This is a genomic window from Bacillus sp. N447-1, assembly GCF_022701035.1.
GTDB lineage: Bacteria > Bacillota > Bacilli > Bacillales > Bacillaceae_G > Bacillus_A > Bacillus_A cereus.
Window position 1 is genome coordinate 4,638,565 of record NZ_CP065509.1, and the last position, 19,794, is coordinate 4,658,358.

The following is a 19,794-nucleotide window of genomic DNA, read 5'->3' on the forward strand; positions in this document are numbered from 1 at the left end:
AGGACTACATGTGCTTGAGCAAGGTTTATTAGTAACGGCTGGGGTAGCATTCTTAATTTCTGTTGCCCTTTCGCCATTGTTTATTCCATTTTTAAGAAAATTAAAGTTCGGACAGAGTATTCGTGATGAGGGACCAAAGTCACATCAAAAAAAATCAGGGACACCGACAATGGGTGGTATCGTCATATACGTATCTATGATGGTAACTTCACTTATTATGGCGATTAAGTTTAATTATTTAGGTGCAGAGGTTTCGTTATTACTATTAGTGACGTTTGGTTACGGATTGATTGGATTTTTAGATGACTACATAAAGGTAGTTAAGAAGAGAAATCTTGGTTTAACATCAAAGCAAAAATTAGTAGGTCAGCTTGTTATTGCTATTGCATTCTTTTTAATTGGAAAAGGGCAAGCGTTCCACACATACATCATGATTCCGGGAACGGATGTTAAGTTTGAATTAGGTTGGGCGTATTTCGTACTTGTACTATTTATGCTTATTGGTGGATCAAATGCAGTTAACTTAACTGACGGTTTAGATGGTTTATTATCAGGAACAGCTGCTATTGCATTTGGAGCATTTAGTATTATTGCTGTGGCACAAGAGCAATTTGGAGTAGCGATATTCTGTATGGCAGTTGTAGGAGCTGTACTTGGATTTTTAGTATTCAATGCGAATCCAGCAAAAGTGTTTATGGGAGATACAGGTTCATTAGCTTTAGGTGGAGCCATTGCAGCTGTAGCGATTTTATTAAAACAAGAATTGCTACTTGTAATTATTGGCGGAGTATTCGTAATGGAAACTTTATCGGTTATCATTCAGGTCATTTCATTTAAAACAACAGGAAAACGTGTCTTTAAAATGAGTCCATTACACCATCACTATGAATTATGTGGTTGGTCAGAGTGGCGTGTTGTTGTGACGTTTTGGTCTGCAGGATTTTTATTAGCTGTGTTAGGAATTTATATCGGGGTGTGGATGTAATTGAAAACTGTAACTGAATTTCAAAATAAGAATATTCTTGTATTGGGCATTGCAAAAAGTGGTTATGCAGCAGCTACATTGTTACAAAAGTTAGGGGCAAATGTTATTGTAAATGACGGAAAGCCTTTAGCAGAGAATGTACTTGCTGCAGAATTACAAGCAAAAGGAATGGACGTTGTATGCGGTGGTCATCCTTTAGAATTATTAGAGAGAAATATTTCTCTTGTAGTAAAAAATCCAGGAATCCCGTATTCTAATCCAATATTAGTTGCTGCGAAAGAAAAGCAAATTCCGATTGTTACGGAAGTTGAATTAGCATATCGTATTTCAGAAGCACCATTTGTTGGGATTACGGGGTCTAACGGTAAAACGACGACGACAATGCTGACATTTGAAATGCTAAAAGAAGGACAAAAGCATCCTGTAATTGCAGGGAACATTGGAACTGTAGCGTGTGAAGTAGCACAGGATGCAAAAGAAAATGAAGTTGTAGTTACAGAACTTTCATCGTTTCAATTGATGGGAGTAGAATTGTTCCAACCTAAAATTGCTGCGTTTTTAAATTTATTTGAGGCCCACTTAGACTATCATGGGACGAAGAAAGAATATGGTTTAGCAAAAGCAAATATTTTTAAAAACCAAACAGAAAATGATTATAGTGTAATAAATGCGGATGATGCAGATGTGATGGCTTTGTCTGCGTATTCTAAAGGTCAAAAAATCCTGTTTTCGACAACGAAAGAAATTGAAGATGGTGCGTGTATAAAAGATAACGCTCTTTATTTCAAAGGTGAAAAAGTTATTGAAGTAAGCGATATCGTTTTACCTGGTCAACATAATCTAGAAAATATTTTAGCTGCGATGAGTATTGCGAAATTATTAGGTACTTCTAATGAAGCAATTACGGTCGTGTTAAAACGTTTTACGGGTGTAAAACATCGTTTAGAATATGTAACAACGATTAACAACCGTAAGTTTTATAATGATTCAAAAGCAACGAATATGTTAGCGACTGAGAAAGCACTATCTGCGTTTACACAACCGATTGTGTTACTAGCAGGTGGGCTTGATCGCGGAAATGAATTCGATGATTTAATTCCGTATTTCAAAAATGTAAAAGCGATTGTAACATTTGGACAAACAGCTCCTAAACTAGTAAGAGCGGCAGAAAAAGCGGGATTAGATATAATTGAAAGTGTCGATACTTTAGATGAAGCAGTGGTGAAAGCTTATGCTCATTCTAAAGATGGTGATGTCGTTCTTCTTTCTCCAGCGTGTGCAAGCTGGGATCAATTTAAAACATTTGAAGAAAGAGGAGACATTTTTATACAAGCTGTGCATAAACTTATATAAAGTAAATCAAAACATCAGTAGGCTAACACCTACTGATGTTTTGTTACATAGGGCAAAAGGTTCTGCCTAAAGAGGTGGTGTTTGTGGGTAATGAAGAAAACGCCTGATTTTATTCTCATCATCGTAACACTTTCATTGTTGACAATCGGAATGATTATGGTTTATAGTGCGAGTGCAGTTTGGGCCTCTTATAAAATGGGGGACTCATTCTTTTTTGCAAAAAGACAATTACTGTTTGCGGGTCTTGGTGTAGTAGCTATGTTTTTTATTATGAAAATTGATTATTGGGTGTGGCGTACGTATTCAAAAGTGATTTTGCTAGTTTGCTTCATTCTTCTTATTCTCGTTCTTATTCCTGGAGTAGGTCTTGTTCGAGGAGGAGCACGAAGTTGGATTGGAATCGGGGCATTTTCGATTCAGCCGTCAGAATTTATGAAGTTTGCGATGATTATTTTCTTGGCAAAGTTTTTAGCAGAACGGCAAAAATTGATTACATCTTTTAAACGTGGTTTATTACCGGCTCTTAGTTTTGTGTTTCTTGCTTTTGGGATGATTATGTTACAGCCAGACCTTGGGACAGGAACGGTAATGGTTGGGACATGTATCATTATGATATTCATTTCGGGAGCGAGAGTTTTTCACTTTGCAATGTTTGGTTTGATTGGTGTAGCAGGATTTGTAGGGTTAATTGCATCAGCACCGTATCGAATGAAACGCATTACATCATATTTAGATCCGTGGTCAGATCCGCTCGGGAGTGGATTTCAAATTATCCAATCATTACTTGCAATTGGACCTGGTGGATTATTTGGGCTTGGACTTGGACAAAGTAGACAAAAATTTCTTTATTTACCTGAACCACAAACTGACTTTATATTTGCGATCTTATCCGAGGAATTAGGTTTTATTGGTGGTTCATTTGTGTTATTATTATTTAGTCTATTATTATGGCGCGGGATTCGTATCGCATTAGGAGCGCCAGATTTATATGGTACGTTTTTAGCAGTAGGTATTGTGGCGATGATTGCGATTCAAGTAATGATTAATGTTGGTGTTGTAACAGGACTAATGCCTGTTACGGGTATTACCTTGCCGTTTTTAAGTTATGGTGGATCAAGTTTGACATTAATGTTAATGGCAGTAGGTGTATTATTAAATATAAGTCGCCATTCTCGCTACTAAACCCTGTTTATAAGACAGGGTTTTTCGTATGTGTGTAAAAATGCAATATGTATATAGAAATAAATATAATGGAAATAAGAAAAGAGAAGCGGAGGAGTTAGTAGTGCGTGTATTAGTGAGTGGTGGGGGTACTGGTGGTCATATTTATCCAGCTCTTGCTTTAATTAGAGAAATAAAAAAGTTAAATCCAGAAGCAAGATTTTTATATATTGGTACGGAAAATGGACTAGAGAGTACAATCGTTCCAAAAGCAGGTATACCATTTCAATCTATTGTTATAAGTGGATTTAAACGAAAAATATCATTAGATAATGTGAAAACAGTAATGCGTTTTCTAAAAGGTGTACAGGATAGTAAACGATATATTCGTCGTTTTAATCCGGATATCGTAATTGGAACGGGTGGATATGTATGTGGACCAGTTGTATACGCTGCAGCCAAATTAGGTATTCCAACTATTGTACATGAACAAAATAGTGTACCAGGTGTAACGAACAAGTTTTTAAGCCGTTATGTTGATAAAGTTGCTGTTTGTTTTGAAGCAGCTATAGAGCATTTTCCGGAGTCAAAAGTGGTAATGACAGGTAATCCACGAGCATCAGAGGTAATGGAACAAAATGGAATGAAGGGGAAACGTTCAGTTGGGCTTTCTCTTCCTAAAAAGTCTGTACTTATATTTGGTGGAAGTCGTGGGGCTAGACCGATTAACGATGCCTTCGTTGAAGCAATTGAACAGTTTGGGAACAAAAGCTACGAAATACTATATGTAACAGGTGAAGTACATTATGACAAAGTGATGGAAGCCGTGAAGCAAAAAGGGAACCCAAGCAATGTTATTATTAAGCCGTTCATTCATAATATGCCAGAGGTACTAACTGGTGTAGACCTTGTTGTTTCAAGGGCTGGGGCAACAACACTTGCAGAATTAACAGCGTTAGGAAAACCAAGTGTGTTAATACCGAGTCCGTATGTAACAAATAATCATCAGGAAAAGAATGCACTTTCAGTTGTTGATAAAGGAGCGGCAAAAATGTTACTTGAAAAAGATTTAACAGCTGAAACGCTTATTCGTGATATTGATGAGATTTTATTAGATACACAAACATTACAAAATATGAAGCTAGCTGCTAAGCAACTAGGTATTCCAGATGCAGCAAATAAGCTGTATGAAGTAATGAATAAACTTGTAAAAAAATAAAGTGAGGCTTTAATCAGTAGGGAGTGATTCTCTCTCTTTGATTATTACCTTTCACTAATCGGATGTTTACTGGTATCCTCATTTCGCCTAATTTCTTTGTTATCACCTAATTTTGATTTAGGAGCTGTACTGCCCGTAAATAGAGGGATAACGTTAGGTGAACGCCCTGCATATTATTGTCATAAGGAGACTTAATATGGGGGAGATTGTCTATGGAACAATTAGTAAATGAGCTTATAGAAGCAGACGTTGGTCGTGTTTTGGCTAACGAGCCGTTAGCACGTTATACAACTATGAAAATAGGTGGCCCAGCGGATATTTTAATTGTGCCAAAGCATGTAGCCGGTATTGAAAAAACATTACAGTTAGTAAAGCAATACAAAACGAAGTGGACTGTAATTGGTCGCGGTTCAAACCTTCTTGTATCTGATCAAGGCATAGAAGGTGTTGTTATTCGTTTAGGAGAAGGATTAGATCACTTAGAGGTCGAAAAACATAAGGTAAGAGTTGGTAGTGGATATCCTCTTATTAAATTGTCAACTTTACTTAGTCGTCAAGGGTTAGCTGGATTGGAGTTTGCAAGCGGTATTCCAGGAAGTGTCGGTGGTGCAGTATATATGAATGCAGGTGCACATAAATCGGATATATCGAGTGTATTATCGAAGGCTCTCATTCTGTTTGAAGACGGTGCAATTGACTGGTTAACGAATAAAGAACTGGAGTTTTCTTATCGGGCATCTGTATTGCAAACGAAACGTCCTGGTATTGTTTTAGAGGCGGTGTTTCAATTACAGGCGGGGAAACGTGAAGAAATTGTACGTAGCATGCAAAATAATAAAGATTACCGCCGTGAAACGCAACCATGGAATCACCCGTGTGCAGGAAGTGTATTTCGGAATCCAATCCCACATTTTGCAGGAGATTTAGTAGAAAAAGCAGGGCTTCGTGGCTATAGGATTGGTGGAGCTCAAATTTCTGAAATGCATGGCAATTTTATTGTTAATACTGGGGGAGCTTCAGCGCAAGATGTATTGTCTTTAATTGAATTAATAAAACATACAATTAAGGATAAATTTGATGTAGATATGCACACAGAAGTAGAAATCATTGGAAGATAACGGTTATTCGTTCCGCTCATTATCATTTATGTTATAATAAGAAGATAAGAACGGCATGAGGAACATGCCGTTCTTTATGTTACATAGGGGGATCGTACATGAATAATAGTAAAGTGATTAAACTACAAGATCGTGTACCAAAATTGAAAAATCAAAAGAAAAAAAACAAAAAAAATGTTAATCATCGATTGATTTTATACATATCAATTTTATTTTTATTAGTGCTCTTTTTAATTTATTTTCGGTCTCCGCTTAGTAATATAAAAAAGATTAGTGTGTTTGGAAATCACTATATGACGGATGAACAAGTAATGAAGGATTCAGGCGTGACATATGATACAAGTTATTTCCGAGTGACAGCACATAAAGCTGAAGAAAACTTAACGAAGCGAAAAGAAATTAAAGCAGTAAATGTAAAAAAACGTTTTCCAAACAATATTGATATTCATATCGAAGAATATTTAACGATTGGTTATATAAATAAAGAGGGAAAATTACAACCGTTATTAGAGAATGGAAAAACGCTTGATGTACTACCTAATGGAAAACTTCCTGTTGCAGCACCGATTTTCGAACCTTTTAAAGAAGAGAAAATGAAGGAGTTAATCGCTGAACTAGAAAAATTAACACCAGCTATTTTAAAATCTATTTCGGAGATTCGCTATTCACCAACGAATGCGAATGAAGATCATCTTACTTTATATATGAATGAAGGTTATGAAGTGAGCACTACAATTCAAAATTTCGCAAAACGTATGGAAGCCTATCCGCTTATTTTAAAAACAATTGAGCCAGGTAAGAAGGTATTAATTGACTTAGAAGTAGGTGCATATACGAAAGAATTAGGTGCGGAAGAAAAAAAAGAATAGAATGGTAGTTTTCGTTACTTATAGCAGAAAAAACGAAACGAATGTTCTATTATGTGTATACGAATTTAGAAGAATGGTTCATTTGATGAAAAATATGTAAAATTCTTAGATTCATACTAGTATTGGTACAAGTTTCACTTTTCTATGAGTACATCTTAGTGTAGACTTATACTTGGCGGTAAACTTTACACTCGAAATAGAATTATTTCAAGATAAGCAGTTATTCATAGTTTACTGCGATATTCTTAATTGAATGCTAAATAAAAATAAGAAAAATATAGGGTTAAAAAAGGGAAACGTATAAAGACGTTGAATATTTTTCTTATAAATAGTAAAGTTGCGATTGTTGTTCCATATATTGAGTTGTATGGTATAAATAAAGAAGGAGGTGCCAAAGAATGAACAGCAATGAAATATATGTTAGTCTTGACATCGGTACATCCAATGTTAAAGTCATCATTGGTGAAATGGTTAATGACAGCTTAAACATTATTGGTGTTGGAAATGTAAAATCAAATGGTTTAAAGAAGGGATCGATAGTTGATATAGACGAGACTGTTCGATCAATTAAAAAAGCAATTGAACAAGCTGAGCGCATGGTGGGAATCCACATTGAGCAAGTTGTAGTAGGTGTCAATGCAAACCAGGTACAGCTACTTCCTTGTCACGGAGTAGTCGCTGTTTCAAATGAAGATCGTGAAATCGGGAATGAAGATGTCTTACGCGTTCTAGATGCAGCACAAGTTGTGTCAATTGCTCCAGAACGTGAGTTTATTGATGTGGTACCTCGACAGTTCATCGTAGACGGTCTTGACGAGATTAACGATCCACGCGGGATGATCGGTGTAAGATTAGAAATGGAAGGTACACTTATTACAGGCTCGAGAACTTTACTACATAACCTACTTCGTTGTGTAGAAAAAGCAGGTCTTGAAATTGTTGATATTTGTCTTCAACCTTTAGCGGCTGCAACAGTTGCAATATCTTCAGATGAAAAAAATAGAGGAGTAGCCCTTGTTGATATGGGGGGAGGATCTACAACTTTATCTATTTTTAAAGATGGAGAGTTACAAGCGACAAGCGTATTACCATTAGGTGGAGACCATATAACGAAAGATATTGCGATTGGGTTGAAAACTTCAACAGAAAATGCAGATCAAATTAAGTTGAAATATGGACATGCTTTTTATGATACAGCATCTGAAGAAGAGATGTTTACGGTTCCTATTATGGGAAGTGATCAAACAGAACAATATTCTCAGTTGGAATTATCGGATATAATAGAGGCTCGTGTAGAGGAAATTTTAATGTTTGTTCAAGATGAAGTGCGTAAGTTAGGAGTAAAGCAAGTGGCTTCTGGTTATGTACTAACTGGCGGAATTGCTTCTATGCCAGGTGTTCTTGATCTTGCATATGATATTTTACATGAAAATGTTCGTGTAGCAACTCCTGATTATATTGGTGTGCGTGAGCCCCAATATACAAGTGGAGTTGGATTAATTAAACATTCTTATCAAAAAGCTAAATTACGTGGGAAAAATGTGCAGGAAAAGCAAGAGCATTTTGAACCAGTACCAGCACCAGCACCAACGCCGGTACAACAGCAACCCACGAAACAAAAAACTCGTAATCAAAACAATAATAATCAAAATGATGACCGCATGATGTCAAAAGTAAAACGTGTATTCCGTTATTTATGGGATTAAAATTGGACACGAAAAATGAGGTTCTAGGGGGATTTCGACATGTTAGAGTTTGATACTACTCAAGATCAATTAGCGAATATAAAAGTTATCGGTGTCGGCGGTGGCGGAAACAATGCTGTAAACCGTATGATTGAACACGGTGTACAAGGTGTAGACTTTATCGCTGTGAACACTGATGCACAAGCATTAAATCTATCAAAAGCTGAAACAAAAATGCAAATTGGTGGAAAATTAACGCGTGGACTTGGTGCAGGCGCAAACCCTGAAGTAGGGAAAAAAGCTGCAGAAGAAAGTAAAGAACAGATCCAAGAAGCACTTCGTGGTGCGGATATGGTCTTCGTAACTGCCGGTATGGGCGGTGGAACTGGAACTGGTGCAGCTCCAGTTGTTGCTCAAGTTGCAAAAGAATTAGGTGCTTTAACAGTAGGTGTTGTAACACGTCCATTTACTTTTGAAGGACGTAAGCGTGCGACGCAAGCAGCATCTGGTATTGCAGCATTTAAAGAAAATGTAGATACTCTTATTGTAATTCCAAACGATCGCTTATTAGAGATTGTTGATAAAAATACGCCAATGTTAGAAGCATTCCGTGAAGCTGATAACGTATTACGTCAAGGTGTTCAAGGTATTTCGGATTTAATTGCAACGCCAGGTTTAATTAACTTAGACTTTGCAGACGTAAAGACAATTATGTCTAATAGAGGTTCTGCTTTAATGGGTATTGGTTCTGGTAATGGGGAAAATCGTGCTGCAGAAGCTGCGAAAAAAGCAATTTCTAGCCCATTACTAGAAACATCTATTGATGGAGCTCAAGGTGTTATCATGAACATTACGGGTGGCGCTAACTTAAGCTTATATGAAGTACAAGAAGCGGCAGACATCGTAGCTTCAGCTTCAGATCCAGAAGTAAATATGATCTTCGGTTCTGTTATTAACGAAGGATTAAAAGATGATATCGTTGTAACTGTAATTGCAACTGGTTTTGATGATAGCATTGCAACTCAACCACCAAAACCAATTATTCGTCCGAATGCGAACCACACGCAACAACAGCAACAACCAGTAGCTCAACCTTCAAAACAGCGTGAAGTAAAACGTGAAATGAAGCGTGAAGAGCCAGTTGTACATGAGCGTCATTCAGATTCAGATGATATCGATATTCCAGCATTTTTACGTAACCGTCGTAGACGATAAAAAAAGGAGCTTTCATGCTCCTTTTTATTTTTTATGGAAAAGACCTGCTAAGCAGGTCTTTTTTTATTTCGTATATTTCAATATATTTTGTTTGTGAAAATAAGAGTATATCATTCTATGAATTTGTACTTTTATTTTTTACCGACAGATTATGTCTAGAAATCACAAAATAACAAAAAAACACCTCCGCAAATTGACACACTTTCCTATTGGATATGCATTATACTAGTCTCAACTTGAAAAAAGAGGTGAATTGTTTGGTTGTTTACGCCGACGTTGTTTGGTTGTTAAACGCCTGCATTGATTTTCTTTTGCTTTTATTAACAGCTACCGTGTTAAAAAAGAAAATCAAAAGATGGAGGCTTGTGTTAGGGGCATTTATAGGTTCAACCATTGTTATTTTTGCCTTTACTCCTTTTGCTTCTATGATGACACATCCAATTATGAAACTACTGTACTCGTTACTTATTGTGTATACAGCATTTGGGTTTACGACATTTAGAAATTATGCACAAACTGTTTTTACTTTTTACTTTGTAACCTTTATGGTTGGCGGAGGATTAATTGGAACTCATTTCTTTTTGCAAACGAATGAAATGGTAAATGGATTGGTTCAATCTCAGTCAATTTCTTACGGTGATCCAATTAGTTGGTTATTTGTTATTTTTGGTTTTCCAGTAATTTATTATTTTTCTAAAAAGCGTATTGAAAGCGTAGAGGTCACGAAAATACACTATGATCAAATTGTGAAAGTAAAAATTCAATTAGCCGAAGAAGAACTAGAACTCGCAGGTCTTATTGACAGTGGGAACCAACTTTATGACCCATTAACAAAAACACCTGTTATGATTATGCATGTTTCATCATTAGAACATTGCTTACCATCTTGGTTAACAGAACAAATTTATTCCAAAACAGAAATTCCTCAAATACCAGAAAATGATTCTGGTTGGGCGACCAAATTACGCTTAATTCCTTTCCGTGCAGTAGGAGTAGAGAGTCAATTTTTGTGGGCAATTAAGCCTGACAGTGTGCAAGTTGACCATGAAGGTAGTTCTATTGTTGTAAACAAAGTATTAATTGGATTAAATACACAACAGCTGTCTACTAATGGGGAGTATCAATGTATTGTGCATCCAAAAATGTTGATTTCGCAAAAAATGGTGATCGCTTAATAAATGAGAGGCGGGATAATATGATGAAATTAAAATTTTATTTAGTATACCTTTGGTATAAAGTATTGCTGAAATTAGGAATTAAGACCGATGAAATTTATTATATTGGTGGAAGTGAAGCGTTGCCACCACCGTTAACAAAAGAAGAAGAGGAAGTTCTTTTGAATAAATTGCCAAAAGGAGATCAGGCAGCAAGGTCATTACTTATTGAACGTAACTTAAGGCTCGTTGTATATATAGCAAGAAAGTTTGAAAATACAGGGATAAATATTGAAGATTTGATTAGTATAGGAACAATCGGCCTTATTAAAGCGGTAAATACATTTAATCCAGAAAAGAAAATAAAATTAGCAACATATGCATCGCGTTGTATAGAAAATGAAATTTTAATGCATTTACGTCGAAATAACAAAAATCGTTCGGAAGTTTCTTTTGATGAACCACTAAACATTGATTGGGATGGGAATGAACTGTTATTGTCTGACGTGTTAGGTACAGATGATGATATTATTACAAAAGATTTAGAAGCTACTGTAGATCGTCACCTTTTAATGAAAGCATTACACCAATTAAATGATCGTGAAAAACAAATTATGGAACTTCGGTTTGGGCTTGCTGGAGGAGAGGAAAAGACGCAAAAAGATGTGGCTGATATGCTTGGGATTTCACAGTCATACATTTCGCGTTTAGAAAAAAGAATTATAAAAAGATTACGAAAAGAATTTAATAAAATGGTGTAAAGAATAAGACCAGCCGTTATGTAGGCTGGTCTTATTCTATTTAGTTGTATTAGGAAAGATAATTTAAATAATAAATCGTGAAAAAACCACATGCATAAAATCCCCTTCAAAGGAAATACTTTACACTGTACAGCAACTCCCGATAGGAGGGAACACTTTGACGAGAAACAAAGTAGAAATTTGCGGTGTTGATACAGCTAAACTTCCAGTATTAAAAAATGAAGAGATGCGTAAATTATTTCGTGAAATGCAAAGTGGAGAGATAAGCGCAAGAGAAAAATTAGTGAATGGAAACTTACGTCTTGTACTGAGCGTCATCCAAAGATTTAATAACAGAGGAGAATATGTTGACGATTTATTTCAAGTTGGTTGCATCGGACTTATGAAATCAATTGATAATTTTGATTTAGGCCAAAATGTAAAATTTTCAACGTATGCTGTGCCGATGATTATTGGGGAAATACGCAGATATTTGCGTGATAATAATCCGATTCGCGTATCGCGCTCATTGCGAGATATTGCGTATAAAGCTTTACAAGTAAGAGAAAAATTGATTGCAGAAAATTCAAAAGAACCAACAGCAATGGATATTGCAAAAGTGCTAGAAGTAACTCATGAAGAGATAGTATTTGCTTTAGATGCGATTCAAGATCCAGTTTCATTATTTGAACCGATTTATAATGATGGGGGAGATCCTATCTTTGTTATGGATCAGTTAAGTGATGAAAAACAAAAGGACGAGCAGTGGGTTGAAGAATTAGCATTGAAAGAAGGAATGAAGCGTTTAAATGATAGAGAGAAAATGATTATTAGAAAACGTTTCTTCCAAGGAAAGACACAGATGGAAGTTGCAGAAGAAATTGGGATTTCCCAAGCGCAAGTATCACGTTTAGAGAAGTCAGCCATTAAACAAATGAATAAAACGATTCAAGGATAAGGTCTCACCAATTATGGTGAGACCTTTTTATATGTAATATGGTTTGTGCTCATAGTAGGGGATTAGTGTTCATATAATGAAACTAGCATGGTGTTTCGTATAGGTGGCTTCCTGTAAATATGAGAAACAGTTTCCAATTTGTCATATAAGGGAGAGGATAAAAATGGTGATACGAATTTCAGAGTTACAGATGAAGGATGTTATAAATATTTCAGATGGAAAAAGGATTGGGAATATTGGAGATATTGAAATTGATATGAACACAGGGAAAATTTGTTCTGTTATTATTTCCAAACAGACACGTATGCTAGGTATTTTTGGAAAAGATGTTGAGATTGTAATTCCTTGGAAGGAAATTGTGAAAATTGGGGAAGATGTCATACTTGTAAGAGTAAATCCTGTTAATTCTGTAACAGAATCAATACAAACACCGACAATTTCATAAAGAATATTACAAATTCCTCTTTTTTTTCTGTTAGGATTATGAAAAAATAAAAGTATGGTAAAATAGACAGGAAGTACCATGCTTTTTTCTGTTATTTTAATTAAAAGGAGCCGCTTTATTATGAGAGAACCATTTAAATATGTGGACGGTATACTGTATTTACAAGCGTGGAAAGAACTTGGAAACATTACTGCTGGATTTACGACAAAAGATGGTGGGATAAGTACGGGCTCCTTTCATGCGATGAATTTAGGATTACATGTGAATGATATCGTGGAGAACGTTCATGAAAACAGACGCATTTTAGCAAATAAGTTACAAAAACCATTAGAAAACTGGATTTGCTCTGAACAAGTTCATGCTCATCATGTTGAAAAAGTAGGGCAACAGGAAAAGGGAAGTGGTGTCTATTCATATGAGGACGGCATTTCAAAAACAGATGGCATTTATACGAGTAATGAAGATGTTCTGTTAACGTCTTGTTACGCGGATTGTGTTCCGCTCTATTTTTATGCACCATCACATGGTATGATAGGACTTGCGCATGCTGGATGGAAAGGCACTGTACAAGAGATTGCAAAGGAAATGATTCAAAAGTGGAATGCAGAAGGTATTTCAAGTGATGAAATTCATGTTGCAATTGGGCCGTCGATCGGATCTTGTTGTTATGTTGTGGATGATCGTGTATTAACAGCAGCACAGGAAGTAGTTAGCGGTGCTGTTCCTCATCAAAAAATTTCTGACGGGCAGTACGCAATTAATTTAAAAGAAATTAATCGTATATTATGTGTACAAGCAGGCATAAAAGAAGAGCATATTGTAATGTCATCTCTTTGTACAAGCTGTGAAGAGCAACTATTTTTCTCTCATCGTCGTGATCAAGGTAAGACAGGAAGAATGTTGAGTTTCATAGGTTTTAAGGGGGAAGGAAGCAAGTGACAGTACAAGAAAATTTAGTAATTGTAAATGAAGCTATTAAAGAATCTTGCGCTCGAGCTGGACGTTCGTTGCAAGATATTAAACTTGTTGCAGTTACAAAAACTGTAGGGATTGAAAAAACAAACGAAGTAATTGAAGCTGGAATTATCGATTTAGGTGAAAATAGAAATGAAGGTTTCTTACAGAAATACGAGCATTTCGGTTCAAAAGTTAATTGGCACTTTATTGGCTCATTACAAACGAGAAAAGTAAAAGAAATCATTAATGAAATTGATTATTTACATTCGTTAGATCGTCTTTCGCTGGCGAAAGAAATTCAGAAACGTGCTGATAAGAAAGTGAAATGCTTTATTCAAGTGAAAACCTCATCTGAAGAATCGAAGCAAGGATTGGCAATAGAAGAGGTTGTTTCTTTTATTCAAAGTTTGCAAGAATTCGATAAAATTGAAGTGGTTGGACTAATGACGATGGCTCCATTTACAGAAGAAGAGGAAGAAATCAGACGCTGTTTTAAGGAATTACGTATGCTGCAAACAGAGGTGCAGGAGCTAGAGTTATTACATGCGCCATGTAAAGAATTATCAATGGGAATGTCCAACGATTACACAATTGCAATTGAAGAAGGGGCTACATATATTCGTTTGGGAACGATTTTAGTAGGAAAAGCGTAAAAGGAAGGAGAATCTTATTATGAGTTGGTCAAAAGTAAAATACTTCTTTTTTGATACACCGGAAGAAAAAGAAGCAGCTCAATATGGTTATGAAAAGGAGCAAACAGACATGAAAAAGCAGCAAGATCCACCAGAACAACAAGACGTTACGTTTCCGAAAGCGCAACCGAAGCAAAATGTTGTGAGTATTGAAACAGCAAAACAATCTTCAAAAGTTGTTTTATTAGAACCACGCACATATTCGGAAGCACAAGGGATTGCGGACCACTTAAAAGGTAGACGAGCTGTTGTAATTAATTTGCAGAGAATGTCTACTGATCAAGCGGTACGTATCGTTGACTTTTTAAGTGGTACTGTATACGCTATAGGCGGGGACATTCAAAAAATAGGGCCGAAAACATTTATGTGTACACCTGAAAATGTAGATATTGTTGGTGCGATTTCAGAGTTATTCGGTGAAGAAGAAGAAACAAATATAAAGAGGTGGTAATACGCCATGACAACAGTTTTTATAGTGTTAAGTTATGCTATCGAGATTTACTCGTGGGCACTTATTATTTACATTCTCCTATCATGGTTTCCTGGTGCAAAGGAATCATCTTTTGGAGAGTTCCTGGCACGTATTTGTGAACCGTATTTAGAACCATTCCGCCGCTTTATTCCGCCGCTTGGAATGATTGATATTTCTCCAATCGTTGCGATCTTTGCGTTGAAACTTGCTAAAACTGGTTTGTTCAGTTTATTAAGCTATTTCTTATAGTAAGAAGGTAAATACATGAGCATCTACGAACATTTTAGGCCTGATGAGGAGGTCTTTGTGGATAAAGTGCTAGAGTGGAAGCGAGCGGCGGAGTACCATCAAGTGAAGTTAACGGATTTTCTTGATCCTAGGCAACAACAAATTGTTTCTATGGTAATAGGACAAGGTGATGTTGCTGTACAATTTGGTGGTGCAACGCCTAATGCAGAGCGTAAAAGAGCACTTATTTATCCAGACTATCTAGAATTAAATGAAGAAGAATTTCAAGTAGAAGTATTAGAAATTGACTATCCTTCCAAGTTTTATACGCTAGAACATAGGCAAATATTAGGTACATTTATGTCTCTTGGTTTAACAAGAGAAAAATGTGGTGATATTTTGCTGCAAGAAAATCGTGCCCAAATTGTAGTTGCGAAAGAAATTGTATCGTATATTGAGATGAACTTACAATCAATAGGGAAAGTAAAAGTCTCTTTAGCGTCAGTGCAAGGAGAACAAATTCTACAGATAGATGAAACGTGGGGAGAGAAATCTGGAACGGTTTCTTCACTTCGTTTAGATGTTATGTTAGCTGAAATGTTACATTTATCTAGACAGAAAGTACAACCTTTCATAAAAAATGGTTTAGTAAAAGTCAATTGGAAAACAGTGGAGCAAACTTCTTATGAATGCTATCCAGGAGATGTTTTTTCTGTTAGAGGATATGGCCGAAGTAAATTATTTTCTGTAGAAGGTAGAACAAAACGCGACAAATGGAGAATTTTGTATGGTATACTAAAATGATTGGTTTTTTAGAAGGAAATCCTCCTATTTTGTCGAAGAAAAGATATAATTGAAAGAGGAAATTTAGATAACTACTTGGAGGTGGCGTTGTGCCGTTAACACCATTAGATATTCATAACAAAGAATTTGGTCGCGGATTCCGTGGCTATGATGAAGATCAAGTAAATGAGTTTCTTGATCAAATTATCAAAGATTATGAATTGGTCATTCGTGAGAAAAAAGCTTTAGAAGAAAAAGTTGCGCAGTTAGAAGGGAAGTTAGATCATTTCTCTAATATTGAAGATACGTTAAACAAATCTATCGTCGTTGCACAAGAAGCAGCGGAAGAAGTAAAACGTAATGCGCAAAAAGAAGCGAAATTAATTGTGCGTGAAGCTGAAAAGAATGCTGATCGTATTATTAACGAAGCATTAGTAAAATCAAGAAAAGTTGCTTTTGATATTGAAGAGCTAAAGAAACAAGCGAAAGTATTCCGAACTCGTTTCCGTATGTTATTAGAAACACAGCTTGAGATGTTAAACAACGATGATTGGGATAAACTAATTGAATTAGAAGACGAAGTAGATGAACTGTTGAAAAAAGAAGAAACAGTGTAAGCTTGACGTTTTTCTCATTATTACATATAATTTTAAACAACATATTTATTAAGAAAAACGAAGATAGGGATAAGTACCTTTTCAAACCTTATATAGCGAACTGAGGATGGTGTAAGCTCAGGATAAGGAGATAGTGGGAATATCACCCTGGAGTTCCGCGCTGAACAAATAGAGTAAGCGTAGGCGTGTATTCGCGTTAAGAATATAAAGAGGATTCTATACATATGTATATGATCTACTAGGGTGGTACCGCGGGAGACTTTCTCGTCCCTTTTTGGGATGAGAAGGTCTCTTTTTTATTCCGTTTTTTAAGTGTTTCTTTTATACATGTAAGGAGGAATTGAGCATGGAGTACAAAAATACATTACTGATGCCAAAAACAGAGTTCCCAATGCGTGGGAATTTACCAAAACGTGAGCCTGCAATGCAAGAAAAATGGGCTGAAATGAATATTTACGAAAAAGTACAAGAACATACAAAAGGACGTCCTTTATTTGTATTGCATGATGGACCTCCATATGCGAATGGTGACATTCATATGGGACATGCATTAAATAAAGTATTAAAAGACTTTATTGTTCGTTATAAATCAATGACTGGTTTTAGTGCGCCATATGTTCCAGGATGGGATACGCACGGTTTACCAATTGAACAAGCTTTAACAAATAAAGGTGTAAAACGTAAAGAAATGACAGTTGCTGAGTTCCGTAAGTTATGTGCAGAGTATGCATATGAACAAGTAGAACGTCAACGTGAACAATTTAAGCGTCTAGGTGTACGTGCAGATTGGGATAATCCATATATTACTTTAGAGCCAGCTTATGAAGCACAACAAATCAAAGTGTTTGGTGACATGGCGAAAAAAGGTTATATCTATAAAGGTCAAAAACCAGTTTACTGGTCTCCAACGAGTGAATCTGCTTTAGCGGAAGCTGAAATTGAATATCAAGATAAAAAATCAGCATCTATTTACGTAGCATTCCCTGTAAAAGATGGAAAGAACGTATTAGAAGGTGATGAAAAGTACATCATTTGGACAACGACACCTTGGACATTACCTGCAAACTTAGGTATTTCTGTTCACCCAGAGCTTGAATATAGCATTGTAAAAGTAAACGATGAGAAATATATCATTGCTTCTGAGCTGTTTGAGACAGTTGCAAAAACGTTAGAGTGGGAAAATGCTGAAGTTGTGAAAACAGTAAAAGGTAGCGAACTTGAGTACACAGTTGCAAAACATCCATTCTACGATCGTGATTCATTAGTTATGCTAGGAGACCACGTAACAACAGATGCAGGTACAGGTTGTGTTCATACAGCACCAGGACACGGGGAAGATGACTTCGTTGTTGGTAAAAAGTATGGATTAGAAGTACTTTGCCCAGTCGATGATAAAGGTGTATTAACAAATGAGGCACCTGGATTTGAAGGCTTATTCTATGATAAAGCTAATAAACCAATTACAGAAAAATTAGAAGAAGTAGGCGCGTTACTGAAACTAACATTCATTACACATTCATACCCACATGATTGGAGAACGAAAAAACCAATTATTTTCCGTGCGACAGCACAGTGGTTTGCATCTATTGAAGCATTCCGTAAAGAATTAATAGAAGCTGTAGCAGAAACAAAATGGGTACCAGCATGGGGAGAAACTCGTCTTCATAATATGGTTCGTGACCGTGGTGACTGGTGTATTTCTCGTCAGCGTGCATGGGGTGTGCCAATTCCGGTATTCTATGCTGAGAATGGTGATCCAATTATTACGGATGAAACAATTAACCATGTAGCAGATTTATTCCGTGAACACGGTTCTAACGTATGGTTCGAGCGTGAAGCGAAAGATCTATTACCAGAAGGATTTACACATCCAGGTAGCCCAAATGGCGAATTCCGTAAAGAAACAGACATCATGGATGTATGGTTCGATTCAGGTTCTTCTCACCAAGCGGTATTAGAAGAGCGCGAAGATTTACAGCGTCCAGCTGATTTATATTTAGAAGGATCTGACCAGTATCGTGGTTGGTTTAACTCTTCATTATCAACAGCAGTTGCTGTAACAGGTAAAGCTCCATATAAAGGCGTACTAAGTCACGGTTTCGTACTAGATGGTGAAGGACGTAAGATGAGTAAGTCGATTGGAAACATTGTCGTACCGAAGAAAATTATGGATCAATTAGGCGGAGACATTTTACGCTTATGGGTATCTTCTGTTGACTATCAATCTGACGTACGTATTTCAGATGATATTTTAAAACAAGTAGCAGAAGTGTATCGTAAAATCCGTAACACATTCCGTTTCTTATTAGGAAACTTAGACGACTTTAAGCCAAGTGAAAATGCAGTAGCTGTAGCTGAACTTCGTGAAGTAGATCGTTACATGTTAGTGAAATTAAATGACTTAATTACAAAAGTTAAAGAAGCATATGAGACATACGACTTCGCTGCTGTGTATCATGCAATTCATAACTTCTGTACAATTGATTTAAGTTCATTCTATTTAGACTTTGCAAAAGACATTTTATATATTGAAGGTGCAAACCACGAAGATCGTCGTGCGATTCAAACTGTATTATATGATGTTCTTGTTGCGTTAACGAAACTTGTAACACCAATCTTACCGCATACAGCTGATGAAGTATGGCCATACATTCCAGGCGTAACAGAAGAAAGTGTACAATTAACTGATATGCCAGAAGCTGTACAATTAGATGACGCGGAAGCGTTAAAAACAAAATGGGATGCATTTATGACATTACGTGATGATGTGTTAAAAGCACTAGAAGTAGCTCGTAATGAAAAAGTAATCGGTAAGTCATTAAATGCAAGCATTACGCTATATCCAACTGCAGAAATGAAAGCTATGTTAGAGTCTATTAGCGAAGACTTAAAGCAATTATTCATCGTTTCTGAGTATAAACTTGGTGGTATGATGGATGAAGCGCCAGCAGATGCACCGAAGTATGAACATACAGCGGTTGTTGTTGCTCAAGCAACTGGTGAAACATGTGAACGTTGTTGGGTAGTTTCAGAAACAATTGGTAAAGATGCTGAACATGAAACATTATGTGAGCGTTGTGCAACAGTTGTTAAAGAAAACTATGTAAAATAAACAAAAAAGCTGACTGCTATTGATGCAGTCA

At 36.3% G+C, this 19,794-nt stretch carries 19 protein-coding genes and 1 other annotated feature; all 19 genes read left to right on the forward strand.

Annotation, left to right across the window (positions count from 1 at the left end):
• Nucleotides 1-10: 10 nt before the first annotated feature.
• Nucleotides 11-985 (forward strand): phospho-N-acetylmuramoyl-pentapeptide-transferase, encoded by a 975-nt coding sequence (gene mraY, locus IQ781_RS23875; protein WP_000893060.1) that lies wholly within the window; start codon nt 11-13, stop codon nt 983-985.
• Nucleotides 986-2,338, forward strand: coding sequence for a UDP-N-acetylmuramoyl-L-alanine--D-glutamate ligase (gene murD, locus IQ781_RS23880; RefSeq protein ID WP_000860115.1), 1,353 nt, complete (start codon nt 986-988; stop codon nt 2,336-2,338).
• Between the two features lie 90 nt (nt 2,339-2,428).
• The gene (gene spoVE, locus IQ781_RS23885; RefSeq protein WP_000753520.1) at nt 2,429-3,520 is read left to right on the forward strand and encodes a stage V sporulation protein E; all 1,092 of its coding nucleotides are present in this window, start codon (nt 2,429-2,431) and stop codon (nt 3,518-3,520) included.
• Nucleotides 3,521-3,623: 103 nt separating this feature from the next.
• On the forward strand, nt 3,624-4,718 hold the full coding sequence (murG, locus tag IQ781_RS23890) for an undecaprenyldiphospho-muramoylpentapeptide beta-N-acetylglucosaminyltransferase (RefSeq protein ID WP_139846726.1): 1,095 nt from the start codon (nt 3,624-3,626) through the stop codon (nt 4,716-4,718).
• Nucleotides 4,719-4,930: 212 nt separating this feature from the next.
• A complete protein-coding gene (gene murB / locus IQ781_RS23895) occupies nt 4,931-5,836 on the forward strand; it encodes a UDP-N-acetylmuramate dehydrogenase (RefSeq protein ID WP_000437018.1) in 906 nt (301 codons plus the stop codon).
• 98 nt (nt 5,837-5,934) lie between these two features.
• Complete coding sequence (gene divIB / locus IQ781_RS23900; RefSeq protein WP_001065793.1) at nt 5,935-6,705, forward strand: cell division protein DivIB; 771 nt, start codon at nt 5,935-5,937, stop codon at nt 6,703-6,705.
• Between the two features lie 398 nt (nt 6,706-7,103).
• Nucleotides 7,104-8,411, forward strand: coding sequence for a cell division protein FtsA (ftsA, locus tag IQ781_RS23905; RefSeq protein WP_001087558.1), 1,308 nt, complete (start codon nt 7,104-7,106; stop codon nt 8,409-8,411).
• Between the two features lie 39 nt (nt 8,412-8,450).
• Entirely contained in the window at nt 8,451-9,605 is a 1,155-nt protein-coding gene (ftsZ, locus tag IQ781_RS23910; protein ID WP_000888984.1) for a cell division protein FtsZ, read from the forward strand.
• Between the two features lie 257 nt (nt 9,606-9,862).
• The gene (gene spoIIGA / locus IQ781_RS23915) at nt 9,863-10,780 is read left to right on the forward strand and encodes a sigma-E processing peptidase SpoIIGA (RefSeq protein WP_000261975.1); all 918 of its coding nucleotides are present in this window, start codon (nt 9,863-9,865) and stop codon (nt 10,778-10,780) included.
• Between the two features lie 20 nt (nt 10,781-10,800).
• A complete protein-coding gene (gene sigE, locus IQ781_RS23920) occupies nt 10,801-11,520 on the forward strand; it encodes an RNA polymerase sporulation sigma factor SigE (RefSeq protein WP_000976948.1) in 720 nt (239 codons plus the stop codon).
• A 157-nt stretch (nt 11,521-11,677) separates the two neighbouring features.
• The gene (gene sigG, locus IQ781_RS23925) at nt 11,678-12,457 is read left to right on the forward strand and encodes an RNA polymerase sporulation sigma factor SigG (protein WP_000197755.1); all 780 of its coding nucleotides are present in this window, start codon (nt 11,678-11,680) and stop codon (nt 12,455-12,457) included.
• 163 nt (nt 12,458-12,620) lie between these two features.
• Nucleotides 12,621-12,902 carry a YlmC/YmxH family sporulation protein gene (locus tag IQ781_RS23930; RefSeq protein ID WP_000236745.1) on the forward strand — a complete coding sequence of 94 codons (282 nt, stop codon included), beginning with the start codon at nt 12,621-12,623 and terminating at the stop codon, nt 12,900-12,902.
• A 120-nt stretch (nt 12,903-13,022) separates the two neighbouring features.
• Nucleotides 13,023-13,841, forward strand: coding sequence for a peptidoglycan editing factor PgeF (pgeF, locus tag IQ781_RS23935; RefSeq protein WP_017657591.1), 819 nt, complete (start codon nt 13,023-13,025; stop codon nt 13,839-13,841).
• Nucleotides 13,838-14,512, forward strand: a complete 675-nt coding sequence (locus tag IQ781_RS23940; protein WP_000218005.1) for a YggS family pyridoxal phosphate-dependent enzyme — start codon at nt 13,838-13,840, stop codon at nt 14,510-14,512. The genes pgeF and IQ781_RS23940 overlap by 4 nt, the downstream gene beginning before the upstream one ends.
• Before the next feature lie 19 nt (nt 14,513-14,531).
• A complete protein-coding gene (locus tag IQ781_RS23945) occupies nt 14,532-15,002 on the forward strand; it encodes a cell division protein SepF (protein ID WP_000119129.1) in 471 nt (156 codons plus the stop codon).
• Nucleotides 15,003-15,008: 6 nt separating this feature from the next.
• Nucleotides 15,009-15,272: a YggT family protein gene (locus tag IQ781_RS23950; RefSeq protein ID WP_000214233.1), complete on the forward strand. Its 264-nt coding sequence runs from the start codon at nt 15,009-15,011 to the stop codon at nt 15,270-15,272.
• 15 nt (nt 15,273-15,287) lie between these two features.
• Complete coding sequence (locus tag IQ781_RS23955; RefSeq protein WP_002164454.1) at nt 15,288-16,055, forward strand: YlmH family RNA-binding protein; 768 nt, start codon at nt 15,288-15,290, stop codon at nt 16,053-16,055.
• Nucleotides 16,056-16,144: 89 nt separating this feature from the next.
• Nucleotides 16,145-16,651 (forward strand): septum site-determining protein DivIVA, encoded by a 507-nt coding sequence (gene divIVA / locus IQ781_RS23960; protein ID WP_001131611.1) that lies wholly within the window; start codon nt 16,145-16,147, stop codon nt 16,649-16,651.
• A gap of 51 nt (nt 16,652-16,702) precedes the next feature.
• Nucleotides 16,703-16,926 (forward strand) — a binding site (T-box leader).
• A gap of 71 nt (nt 16,927-16,997) precedes the next feature.
• Nucleotides 16,998-19,763, forward strand: a complete 2,766-nt coding sequence (gene ileS2, locus IQ781_RS23965; protein WP_000455951.1) for an isoleucine--tRNA ligase — start codon at nt 16,998-17,000, stop codon at nt 19,761-19,763.
• Nucleotides 19,764-19,794: the final 31 nt, after the last annotated feature.